Origin of the sequence: Amnibacterium sp., from assembly GCF_025463795.1 — a bacterium.
Lineage (GTDB): Bacteria > Actinomycetota > Actinomycetes > Actinomycetales > Microbacteriaceae > Amnibacterium.
In genome coordinates this window covers 1-9529 of the sequence record NZ_JAODBE010000083.1, presented here as the reverse complement: position 1 = coordinate 9529, position 9529 = coordinate 1, and the positions used below count along the sequence as shown (strand labels likewise).

Annotated in this window: 14 protein-coding genes; 10 read left to right on the top strand and 4 right to left on the bottom strand. The window is 73.1% G+C overall.

The features are described 5' to 3' along the window. The coding region (locus tag JWQ92_RS08105) for a hypothetical protein (protein WP_297343956.1) at positions 1-370 on the bottom strand (370 nt) is incomplete at its 3' end. Positions 371-558: 188 nt separating this feature from the next. Here JWQ92_RS08105 and JWQ92_RS08100 point away from each other — a divergent pair. Beyond that, positions 559-867, top strand: a complete 309-nt coding sequence (locus JWQ92_RS08100; protein ID WP_297343955.1) for a hypothetical protein — start codon at positions 559-561, stop codon at positions 865-867. Between the two features lie 356 nt (positions 868-1223). Here the strand turns inward: JWQ92_RS08100 and JWQ92_RS08095 are convergent, their stop codons facing one another. Beyond that, positions 1224-1496 carry a hypothetical protein gene (locus tag JWQ92_RS08095; RefSeq protein ID WP_297343954.1) on the bottom strand — a complete coding sequence of 91 codons (273 nt, stop codon included), beginning with the start codon at positions 1494-1496 and terminating at the stop codon, positions 1224-1226. A gap of 179 nt (positions 1497-1675) precedes the next feature. Here JWQ92_RS08095 and JWQ92_RS08090 point away from each other — a divergent pair, with 179 nt between their 5' ends. Further along, a complete protein-coding gene (locus JWQ92_RS08090; RefSeq protein WP_297343953.1) occupies positions 1676-1864 on the top strand; it encodes a hypothetical protein in 189 nt (62 codons plus the stop codon). A gap of 12 nt (positions 1865-1876) precedes the next feature. On the opposite strand, the gene JWQ92_RS08085 is transcribed toward JWQ92_RS08090, so the two are convergent. Beyond that, positions 1877-2083 (bottom strand): hypothetical protein, encoded by a 207-nt coding sequence (locus JWQ92_RS08085; protein ID WP_297343952.1) that lies wholly within the window; start codon positions 2081-2083, stop codon positions 1877-1879. Positions 2084-2156: 73 nt separating this feature from the next. Here JWQ92_RS08085 and JWQ92_RS08080 point away from each other — a divergent pair, with 73 nt between their 5' ends. Then, the gene (locus tag JWQ92_RS08080; RefSeq protein WP_297343951.1) at positions 2157-2906 is read left to right on the top strand and encodes an ABC transporter permease; all 750 of its coding nucleotides are present in this window, start codon (positions 2157-2159) and stop codon (positions 2904-2906) included. A 22-nt stretch (positions 2907-2928) separates the two neighbouring features. On the opposite strand, the gene JWQ92_RS08075 is transcribed toward JWQ92_RS08080, so the two are convergent. Further along, positions 2929-3714: a hypothetical protein gene (locus JWQ92_RS08075; RefSeq protein WP_297343950.1), complete on the bottom strand. Its 786-nt coding sequence runs from the start codon at positions 3712-3714 to the stop codon at positions 2929-2931. A 121-nt stretch (positions 3715-3835) separates the two neighbouring features. Here JWQ92_RS08075 and JWQ92_RS08070 point away from each other — a divergent pair, with 121 nt between their 5' ends. The 7 genes from JWQ92_RS08070 to JWQ92_RS08040 form a co-directional block, all read left to right on the top strand. Continuing rightward, entirely contained in the window at positions 3836-4456 is a 621-nt protein-coding gene (locus JWQ92_RS08070) for a VTT domain-containing protein (protein WP_297343949.1), read from the top strand. Continuing rightward, a complete protein-coding gene (locus tag JWQ92_RS08065; RefSeq protein ID WP_297343948.1) occupies positions 4440-4928 on the top strand; it encodes a GtrA family protein in 489 nt (162 codons plus the stop codon). The genes JWQ92_RS08070 and JWQ92_RS08065 overlap by 17 nt, the downstream gene beginning before the upstream one ends. A 2-nt stretch (positions 4929-4930) precedes the next feature. Next, positions 4931-5473 (top strand): DUF2127 domain-containing protein, encoded by a 543-nt coding sequence (locus JWQ92_RS08060; protein ID WP_297343947.1) that lies wholly within the window; start codon positions 4931-4933, stop codon positions 5471-5473. A gap of 1 nt (position 5474) precedes the next feature. Next, positions 5475-6134: a response regulator transcription factor gene (locus JWQ92_RS08055; RefSeq protein ID WP_297343946.1), complete on the top strand. Its 660-nt coding sequence runs from the start codon at positions 5475-5477 to the stop codon at positions 6132-6134. After that, positions 6131-7564 carry a HAMP domain-containing sensor histidine kinase gene (locus JWQ92_RS08050; protein ID WP_297343945.1) on the top strand — a complete coding sequence of 478 codons (1434 nt, stop codon included), beginning with the start codon at positions 6131-6133 and terminating at the stop codon, positions 7562-7564. The genes JWQ92_RS08055 and JWQ92_RS08050 overlap by 4 nt, the downstream gene beginning before the upstream one ends. Continuing rightward, on the top strand, positions 7561-9096 hold the full coding sequence (locus JWQ92_RS08045) for a hypothetical protein (protein ID WP_297343944.1): 1536 nt from the start codon (positions 7561-7563) through the stop codon (positions 9094-9096). Before JWQ92_RS08050 ends, JWQ92_RS08045 begins: the two co-directional genes overlap by 4 nt. A 24-nt stretch (positions 9097-9120) precedes the next feature. Beyond that, positions 9121-9529: glycosyltransferase (locus tag JWQ92_RS08040; RefSeq protein ID WP_297343943.1), on the top strand; the 409-nt coding region annotated here is incomplete at its 3' end.

Sequence of the window (9529 nt, the reverse complement as noted above, 5' to 3'; positions counted from 1 at the left end):
CATAGGTGCCGTCCGAATCGATCCGGTCGCAAAGCCATGTGAACCCGGCCGCGTCAACTGCGGCCCGAAGATGTGGCGCGAGGTGCGTCTCGGGCGCCTCAGCCACCCATCCCGGCTCCTCAGCCAGTCTCTGCAACTCGGCAAGCGACGGGAGCAGCCAGGCGGCCGTGCCGGCTCCCCGGAAGACGTCATCGTTGTCCCATCGGGGTACTTGCTGATCCACCTCCGCATCATGGCAGGGGCCGCGATCGGGGTGGGGCCGAGCAACGAACCCGTCCGCCTCCTCGGATGCCGCGACCGGATAGTGGGGCGCCATGGCCGAGGTGCTGATGACCGACGCGGTCGTCGACGCCGTGCGCAAGTAGATCAAGCGCGCGAGTCGGCATCGGTTTCCGCGGTCCCCACCGCGGGCGTCGGTTCAGGCGTACGGTGTGCGGCGTCCAGCCCCGCAGCTTCCGTTCAGGAACCCGCCGACGGGCCGGTCCGTGGGCACGGCGACCCCTGCCAGGCCACCCACCCGCACCGATGTGGCGACAGCCACGAGGAAGCAGGGCCTGCATGTATGCAGTCGTTCGTACGTATTCGGGGCAGGGCGCGGCAGACGTCTTCGATGTGATCGTCCGTCTGCAGGACGAGGTGAGGGCCCTCTTCGAGGAGATCCCGGGCTTCGTCGGCTACACGGCCGTGCGCAGCGGCAACGGGGGATCCACCATGTCGGTCTGCGAGGACAAGGCCGGGACGGATGAGACCACCCGCCGCGCCGGCGCCTTCCTCAAGGACAAGATGAGCGGGCCGCTCGACCCGCCGTCGATCACCGAGGGCGAAGCGGTGCTGCAGTTCGGCGCCGCGACGGTGCCCGCCGTCTGATCGGATCAGACGGCGCCCGGGCCCATCGCCAGGAGCCCGGGCGGCCTTGGTCGCTGTAAGCGACCGTGACCGGCGCGTGAGCGCCGTGTGAGCCCCCAGCACGCGGGCGAGCGGCGGCTCGGCTCGGCCGGGCTCCGTCATGCCGCGAGCCTAGCCAGCGGGGGCGACGTGGTCTCGGCCGGGCGCTGTCGGAGCGATCGAATACCCCTTCGAGCATGATCTGCGAGCGCTGCGGAGCCGACAGGCTCGTCCTCACCTTCGCGCCCGGCTGCCGCGAGCCCGCCGGGCTGCTGTGTCTCGCCTGCGGCGCCTGGCGGGACCGCGATGCGGGTGCGGGTGGGTGACCTCGTCGTCCGTCAGTCGGGCGGGAGGTACCCCACGCGGATCGCCTCCGTCACGAGGCGCTCCCGGGCGGCGATCTCGCCGATGGACAGGTCCGGAGCCGTGTCGATCGCGGCGAACGCCCGGGGAAAGCGGGCGCGGGTCTCGAGCACCTCGTCCTCCGGTACGGCGTCGGCGGGCACCTCGATCCGCACGGGGGCCGCGCTGCGCGGATCCGGCCGTCGCCGGGAAGCGATCGCCGCGAGCCGACGCCGGTACTCGGCGACGGGCATCTCGATGTAGCTCATGGGTAGGGCTACGACGGTACCCGGGGTTTCCAGGGCGGTCCGTCCCCCACTTCGGGAGAGTGCAGCGCTGGAAAGCAGCGTCCACGGATCGCCGTGTACCCCGTCCGCCTCTCTGAGCAGCACCTGGATGGAGCGGGTCCTCGCGCGGGGCGGCCGCGCCGCGCCCCTACCCTCGAGGCATGGACGGTGCGCCCTGGAACGGGCTCTTCTACGTCGCGACTCTCGAGTTCCTGCTCGCCGCCGGCGGCGCCTCGATCGCTGCCAGCACCGACGACATGCTGTGGCGCACGCTGGGCGCGCTCGCGCTCGTCACGGGTTTCGTGCTGCTCGTCCGCACGCTGCGCCGCGCGCTCCAGGCCGAACGCTGACGCCGCCGGGCGTCAGTCCCTCGGCCGACCGAGCAGCAGGCTCGTCGCGAGCACGAGGCCGAAGGCGCCGGCCGTGCGCACCACCGAACGCATGCCCTGGCCGCTCCGGGCGGGCGCAGGCGGACCGTCCAGCAGGTGCGCGAGGCTGGCCCGCTCCGCCGACTCGATCCCGTCGAACGCCGACCGGAGCCACACCGCCTCGTCCGTCATCGAAGGCATGGGCGAATCGTAGTCCGGTCCGCTGATGGCCCGCCGTGCCGCCGGTGTCCGGACCGCCCGGTTACGGTGAGCCGTGACCACGCTCGCCGCGCTGCTGCCGACGCTGCTCGGCGTCGCCGTGCTCGCGCTGGTGACGCTCGCGGTGCTCACGTCGACCGGTGCACCCGAGCGCTTCGGGCCGCTGCTCGCGATCCTCCGTGGAGCGGCGCAGCTCGCGGTCATCAGCCTCATCCTCACCGGCGTCATCCGTGATCCGCGCTGGGTCGCGGCCGCGCTGCTCGTGATGTTCGGCGTCGCCACGATCACCGCGACCCGGCGGCTCGGCTGGAGCCGTCGCCACCTGCTGCTCGTCGCAGGCGCGATGGCCGCCGGCATCGTCGTCGCACTCGTCGTCGTGTTCGCGACGGGGTCGATCGTGTTCAGCGCCCGCTACGCCCTCGCCATCGGCGGGATCGTGATCGGCAACTCGATGTCGATCGCCACGCTGGCCGGGCGACGGTTCCTCCAGTCCGTGGACGAGCAGTGGGACCAGGTCGAGAGCTGGCTCGCGCTCGGGGCGACCCCGCGAGACTCCACCCGGGAGCTCGCCCGCCGGGCCGTGCACCTCGCGCTCATCCCGTCGACGGACCAGACGAAGACGACGGGGCTCGTCACCCTGCCAGGCGCGTTCGTCGGCGCGATCTTCGGCGGGGTGTCACCGCTCGAGGCGGGCCGGTTCCAGATCGTGGTGCTCGCCTCGATCATGGGTGCGGGAGCGATCACGGCCGCGATGGTCGTCGGCGTGCTGGCCCCCGTCCGCACGCGGCCGGCGACCCCGCGCTGAGCGGCGGTGCGGGAGGCGGCCGTCAGGCCGCCGCCGCCTCCACGTCGCGGCGACGCACCGCGAGCACGGCGACGAGGATCACGAACAGCACGAACGCGGCGAGGCTGACGGGGCCGGTGCCGAGATCGAGACCGCCGCGCGACGGCGGCACGCCCAGCCAGTCGGCGAACGACGCGCCCAGCGGACGGGTGACGACGTAGGCGAACCAGAACGCGAGGACCGCGTTCAGGCCGAGGAAGCGGTGCGCCAGCGCGGGCAGGGCGATGATGCCGGCGAAGACGATCCCGGAGGCGAGGTACCCGAGGCCGAGGCTCACGGCGGTCCAGTCGCCGGCGGCCGTGCCGAGCGCGAAGGTGGTGAGCACCGTCGCCCAGTAGAAGGTCTCCCGACGCCGGGTGGTGATCGCATGCACGGACAACGTGTGCTCGGAGCGGTACCAGAGCACGAAGATCACGGCGAGCACGGAGGCGAATCCGATCGTCGACGCCACGTACGGCACTCCGAGCCCGACGTGCAGGACGTCCGCGGCCATGGTGCCGAACACGCTCACGGCGAGCGCCGTCGCCCAGTACACGGCCGCGACGTACCGACGCAGGCGGAACTGCAGGACGAGCATGCCGACGAGCACGACGAAGGCGATCGGCACCACGAGCTCCGGCGGGAACCGCTTCACGAAGAAGTCCGATGTGGTCTCGCCCATCCCGGTGGTGAGCACCTTCACGATCCAGAACATCGCCGTCACCCGGGGCACGCGGTTCAGCGCGGGCGTGATGGTGGCGCGGACGGAAGCGCGAGTGGGGGCGGACATCCCGGACAGACTGCCGGGCCGCCGCTGAATCGCCACTGAGACACCCGAGCGTTGTCGCAGGATCGACTGGATCGGCGGCCACCTCACCGCTTCCTCAGCGCTTCGGCGTCAGGCTGGAGGGATGCTGAACCCCGGACCGGTCCTGGAGACCCTCGGACCGTGGGCGCTCGTCGCCATCGCGGTGGTGCTCTTCATCGAGTCGGGGCTCCTCTTCCCGTTCCTTCCCGGCGACTCGCTGCTCGTGTCCGCCGGCCTGCTGCACGAGCGCCTGGGCCTCACCGTCGCGGTGATCGCGCTCGTCGGCTTCGTCGCCGCGGTCGCCGGCAACCTCGTCGGCTACTTCATCGGCCAGCGGTTCGGGACCCGTCTGTTCAAGGACCACGCGAAGGTGCTCACGACCGCCCGCCTGCACGACACCGAGGGGTTCTTCGACCGCTACGGCGGCCGCGCCGTCGTGCTCGCCCGCTTCGTCCCGGTTCTCCGCACCTACGTGCCGCTCGCGGCGGGGGCCGCGCGGTACCCGTTCCGCCGGTTCCTCGTCTGGAACGCCGTCGGGGCGCTGCTGTGGGCCGTCGGGGTCACGATCCTCGGTTCGCTGCTCAGCGGCGTCCCCTTCATCGCGGACAACCTCGAGGTGATCCTCGCCGCGGTCGTGATCGTCTCGGTGCTGCCGCTGCTCATCGACCACTTCCGGAAGCGCGCCAAGCGCAGGCGGGAGGAGCAGCGTGCTGTCGCCGAGTGATCGTCCGCGGCGGCCCTCCCGGCGCCTCCTCGTGCAGCTGGCCCGGTTCGCCGTCGTCGGGGGCCTCGGTTTCGTGCTCGACACCGCCGTGTTCGACCTGCTGCGCCTCACCGTCCTCTCGCCGGAGCGGATGCACGACGGCCCGATCCTCGCGAAGATCGCCTCCACCACCGTGGCGATCGCGGCGAACTGGATCGGCAACCGCTCGTGGACCTTCGCCGACAGCCGGCGCGCGCGCTCCGGCGGCGAGGCGCTCGAGTTCCTCGTCGCGAGCCTGATCGGCATGGGCGTCGGCCTGCTCTGCCTGTGGATCTCCCACTACGGGCTGCGGCTCACGAGCACGCTCGACGACACGGTCTCCGCGAACGGCGTCGGCCTCGTGCTCGGCTCCGCCGTCCGCTTCTGGCTCTATCGCGTCTGGGTGTACCGTCCGGATCGCGTGGCACGCGGCGAGGCGGCGACAGCGGAGTGACGGTGGTGGAGCGCACCCGGGAGACGACGCGGGCGGACGGACGGTCCCGCCGCTCGCTCTTCGACCGCGTCTACGGCTTCACGATCGCGCTGAAGGGCCTCGACGGCGTGATCGAGCTGGTCGCCGGTCTCCTGCTGCTCCTCGCGCCGAACGCGATCCGCTGGGGGCTCGAGGGAGGCGCCGCCGAGGCGCAGGAGCGGTTCACGCCGTTCCGGGGGTTCCTCGCCGACGAGCTCCTGCGGGCCGACCAGGTCGTCGCCGCCGGGGTCGCCGTGCTCGCGGTCGTGCTGCTCGTGCACGGGGTCGTGAAGGTCGTGACGGTCTACTGCCTGCTGCGGCGGATCCTCGCCGCCTACCCCTGGGCCGTGCTCGTGCTGGTCGGGCTGCTGATCTGGCAGTCCGCGGTGCTCGCGACGGCTCCGTCCGCCGGATCCGCGGTGCTCGCCGCGCTGGACGTGGTGGTGCTGGCCCTCGTCGCCCGGGAGTGGCGGGTCCTCGCGATCGAGCGCCGCCGGCCCGTCTCGCCGGAGGAGAGGGAGGACTGAGATGGCCCGGATCGGTGTGTGCGAGGACGACCCAGGGGTGCTGCGGGTCGTGGAGGAGGCGCTCGCTGCGGACGGTCACGACGTGGTCGTCGCGACCACCGGCGCCGAAGCGCTGCGGCGCTTCCAGGAGCCGGGGTTCAAGGCGATCGTGCTCGACATCGGGCTGCCCGACTCGGACGGTCGGGACGTGTGCCAGGCCCTCCGCGCGGTCGGTGTCGCCGCACCGGTGCTCTTCCTCACGGCGCGAGGCGGCCTGCACGAGGTCGTCGCCGGGTTCGCGGCCGGCGGCGACGACTACCTCGTGAAGCCGTTCGCCGTGCCCGAGCTGCGCGCCCGCGTCGGTGCGCTCGTGCGGCGCGCGCCGGAGTCGGTGCCCGCGCCGAACACCGTCCGGCTCGACCCCGAGCACTTCTCGGTGCGCTTCGAGGACCGCGAGGCCCGCCTCACTCCGACGGAGTTCCGCATCCTCGCCGCCCTGCTCGGCCGTCCGGGCGTCGTGCTCCGCCGGCAGGAGCTCGTGGCCTCCGCCTGGCCCTATGGTGCGCAGGTGAACGAGAACACCCTCGACTCCTACATGCGCCGGCTGCGGCAGCGGTTGCAGGACATCGGGGCGGAGGGGCGGATCGAGACGGTCCGGGGCGTCGGGTACGCCCTGACATGACGTCGGCGCCGCTCGTGCGGCCGGCGTTCCGCCAGCGGATCGTGGCGGCGACCGCGCTCGTCAGCACGATCGGCATGGGAGTGCTCGTCTTCCTCGTCGTCGTCATCGCCGACCGGTCGACCGACCGCGAGATCCAGGCCGGCCTCTCGGCCAGGATCGCGGCGGTGCTCGCCACCACCAGCTACCACGACGGCAGGCTGAAGGTCGCGGACGCGAACGACGCCCTCTACGACACCCTGACCTGGGTCTTCGACTCGCAGGGCCGGCTCGTCGAGGGCCCGACCATCCCGGTCCCGCTGCGCGCCGCGGTCGAGCAGCGCGTGCGCTCGTCGAGCACCGGCGTGTCGGAGGACGGGGAGTGGCGCCTGTCCTCCGCGCCCCTCGTCTTCGCGGGGAGGAGCGCGGGGCGCACCGTCGTCGCCGTCGACGCGAAGCCCTACTCCTCAGCCCTCGGGAAGACGGCCGCCGCGAGCATCGTGCTCGGCGTCGCCGTGATCGCGGGTACCTGCCTGCTCGCGTGGCTCATCGTCGGCCGGGCGCTCGCACCGGTCGCCGCGATGACCCGCACCGCGGCCGCGTGGTCGGAGAACCGGCTCGACCGGCGTTTCGGGCTCGGGCCGGCGCGCGACGAGATCACCGGCCTCGGGGCCGTGCTCGACTCCCTGCTCGAGCGGGTCGGTGCCGCGATCCGCGCCGAGCAGCGACTCACTGCCGAGCTGGCCCACGAGCTGCGGACGCCGCTCACCGTCATCCGCGGTGAGGCGCAGCTGGGCCGCTCGACGCCCCGCATCGGGGAGCGTGAGCGCGACCGGTTCGGTCGGATCGAGGCGGCGGCCGTCGACATGGCCACCGCGATGACGACCCTGCTCGACGTGGCCAGGGGCGCGACGGGCGCGAACGCGTCGAGCGAGGTCGCCCCGGCGCTCGCGGCGGTCGTGGCGCGGCATCCGCATCCGCGGGCCGCGATCACCGTCGACGTGGAGCCCGCCGGGCTGGTCGTGCCCGTTCCGGGCGACCTGCTCGAGCGGATCGTCGCCCCGCTCGTGGACAACGCGGTGCGGCACGCCGCGACCGCGGCCCGGCTCACCGCCCGGGCCGAGGGCGGCGTCGTGCTCCGCGTCGAGAACGACGGGCCGGGCGTCGCCGTCGCGGAGGGATCGGACCTCTTCGTCCCCGGGGTGCGCGGGAACGACAGCCCCGGCGCAGGCCTCGGCCTCGCCCTCGCCCGTCGCCTCGCCCGCTCCGTCGGGGGCGACGTCGTGCTCGAACGGGCGGATCCGCCCGTGTTCGCCGTGACCCTGCCCGCCGGACCCGCTCCCGCCGTCCCCGGCGTGTCCGCACCCGCTCCGGCCAGGAGCGAGAACGCTGACCCCATGGCTGCGGACGACCGACCGGCCCCGGCGCTGCCCGCCACCGGCCGGGCACGGTGAGCGGCACCGCCGTCGCAGTGGTGCCGACCGCGCGTCGCGCGCCCGTCGTCGTGCCCGGGTGGGCGTGGATCGCCCTGCTCGCCGTGATCGCCGTCGTCGCCTTCGCGATCCGGTTGCGGCTGCTCGTCCACCCCGGCGGCCTCGACGCCAGCGACGTCTACGACGACGGCGTCTACTACGCGGCCGCCGACGCGCTCGTGCACGGCCGCCTGCCGTACCGCGACTTCCTGTTCCTGCAGCCTCCCGGCACGGTGCTCGTGCTCGCGCCGTTCGCCTGGATCGGCTCGCTGACACGCGACGGGTTCGGCGTGGTCGCCGCCCGACTCGTGTTCATGGCGATCGGCGCCGCGAACGCGGTGCTCGCCGCCACCCTGGCCCGCCGGTTCGGGTTCACCGCTGCGGTGATCGCCGGTCTCGGCTACGCCGTGCTCTTCCCCGCCGCCTACTCGGAGCGCAGCACCCTCCTGGAGCCCCTGGGCACCCTCGGCATCCTGCTCGCCGTGCTCTTCGCGGAGCGGGCCGAGCGGTGGCCGCGTGCAGGGATGCTCCTGTCCGGGCTCGCGGCCGGCGCCGCCGTCGGGATGAAGATCTGGTACGTCGTGCCGCTGCTCGTCATCGGCGCCTTCCACTGGCGTCGGGCGGTCCGCTACCTGGCCGGGGCCGCCATATCCGGCGTCCTCATCTATGTGCCCTTCCTGATCGCCGGACCCGAGCCGATGATCCGCGAGGTCGTCCTCGATCAGCTCGGCCGTCCCCGCATGACGACGCAACCGCTCGTGAACCGGCTCGCCTCGTTCCTCGGGGCACCGGACCTCCGGCGCTACCTGCCCACGTCCCTCGACGGTCTGCTCGGCCCGCACCAGCTCGGCGTCGTGCTCGCGGTCGTCACCCTCGTCTGCGTGATCGCCACCTTGACCCTCCGAGACGCGCGGGTGCACGCGGTGCTGCTCGCCGCTGGGGCGGTCGTCCTGCTCGCGAGCCCCTCCTACTTCCTGCACTACGGGGTCCTCACGGCGCCGTTCCTCGCGATCACCGTCGGCGTCGGAACGGCCCGACTGGTCGGGCTGCTCCGGAACACGGCGGCGCGCACGGCGCTCGCGGCCGTCGTCCTCCTGGCCGTGCTCGCGCTCAACGTGCCGGTGGACGTCACCAAGCGGACGAGCGAGTGGGTGCCCACGACCGTCCTCCGACCTGCGGCGCAGCGGGTGCAGGGCTGCATCACCACCGATGATCCGCACATCCTCGCCGCCCTCGACGTGCTGTCCCGCGACCTCGAGCGGGGCTGCCCCCTCTGGCCCGACGTGACCGGCTGGACCTACGACCGCGACTCCACCAAGGTGGCGGGCCAGGAGGCGCCGAGGGTGCAGAACCTCCCCTGGCAGCGCGACGTCGCCGCCTACCTGCTGTCCGGGGACGCCGTCATCGTGCATCGGCCGTCCACAGGCCTGAGCCCGGCGACGAAGCGGCTCGTGCAGGCCGGCCCCGTCCTCGCACGGAGCGGCGACTGGACCCTCCACGCGGTCGAGCACTGACCCGAACCCCACGAAAGGCCACGCATGACCGACCTCCGCACGCTCGTCTGCGTGCCCACGTACGACGAGGCCGACTCGCTGCCCGTCCTGCTCCCGCGCCTGGCCGAGGTGCGGCCGCCGGTCGACGTGCTCGTGATCGACGACGCCAGCCCCGATGGCACTGGTGAGATCGCCGACGGGTTCGCGGCGCGCGATCCCCGGGTGCACGTGCTGCACCGCACGGGCAAGGGCGGCCTCGGCGCGGCCTATCTCGCCGGGTTCGCCTGGGGCCTCGAGCGCGGCTACGACGTGCTCGTCGAGATGGATGCCGACGGCTCGCACCGTCCGGAGGACCTCGAGCGGCTGCTCGCGGCGGCGAGCGACGGCGCCGACGTCGTGCTCGGCACGCGGTGGATGCCGGGCGGCAGCACCGTCAACTGGCCCTTGCGGCGGC

Excerpts from the sequence above, each read along its gene's own strand:
- JWQ92_RS08055 (WP_297343946.1), top strand. The coding sequence starts at position 5,475 with ATGGCCCGGATCGGTGTGTGCGAGGACGACCCAGGGGTGCTGCGGGTC.
- JWQ92_RS08075 (WP_297343950.1), bottom strand. The coding sequence starts at position 3,714 with ATGTCCGCCCCCACTCGCGCTTCCGTCCGCGCCACCATCACGCCCGCG.
- JWQ92_RS08070 (WP_297343949.1), top strand. The coding sequence starts at position 3,836 with ATGCTGAACCCCGGACCGGTCCTGGAGACCCTCGGACCGTGGGCGCTC.
- JWQ92_RS08090 (WP_297343953.1), top strand. The coding sequence starts at position 1,676 with ATGGACGGTGCGCCCTGGAACGGGCTCTTCTACGTCGCGACTCTCGAG.
- JWQ92_RS08100 (WP_297343955.1), top strand. The coding sequence starts at position 559 with ATGTATGCAGTCGTTCGTACGTATTCGGGGCAGGGCGCGGCAGACGTC.
- JWQ92_RS08095 (WP_297343954.1), bottom strand. The coding sequence starts at position 1,496 with ATGAGCTACATCGAGATGCCCGTCGCCGAGTACCGGCGTCGGCTCGCG.
- JWQ92_RS08085 (WP_297343952.1), bottom strand. The coding sequence starts at position 2,083 with ATGCCTTCGATGACGGACGAGGCGGTGTGGCTCCGGTCGGCGTTCGAC.
- JWQ92_RS08050 (WP_297343945.1), top strand. The coding sequence starts at position 6,131 with ATGACGTCGGCGCCGCTCGTGCGGCCGGCGTTCCGCCAGCGGATCGTG.